Genomic DNA, 326 nt, shown 5'->3' with positions numbered 1-326 from the left:
CCATACCACTGCGGGTAAATTGGCCGATCTTCGTAAACGTCTCGCGGGTGCGGAGATTCCGTCCGGTGAGGCGGCGGTGGACAAGGTCCACGCCAAAGGCAAGCTCACCGCCCGCGAGAGGATCACCGCGTTGCTCGACGAGGGCTCGTTCGTCGAACTCGACGCGTTGGCGCGGCACCGGTCCCAGAATTTCGGGTTGGGGGACAACCGGCCCCTCGGCGATGGTGTCGTCACCGGCTACGGCACGGTCGATGGCCGTGATGTGTGTGTCTTCTCCCAGGACGCGACCGTCTTCGGAGGCTCGCTCGGCGAAATCTACGGCGAGA

Annotated in this window: 1 protein-coding gene; it reads left to right on the top strand. The window is 64.7% G+C overall.

The features are described 5' to 3' along the window. The coding region (locus QM797_RS26175; protein ID WP_283278653.1) for a carboxyl transferase domain-containing protein at positions 1-326 on the top strand (326 nt) is incomplete at both ends.

This window comes from Rhodococcus sp. IEGM 1381, assembly GCF_030056795.1.
GTDB lineage: Bacteria > Actinomycetota > Actinomycetes > Mycobacteriales > Mycobacteriaceae > Rhodococcoides.
The sequence above is the reverse complement of the archived record's forward strand: the minus strand, read 5'-3'. Positions and strand labels throughout refer to the sequence as shown.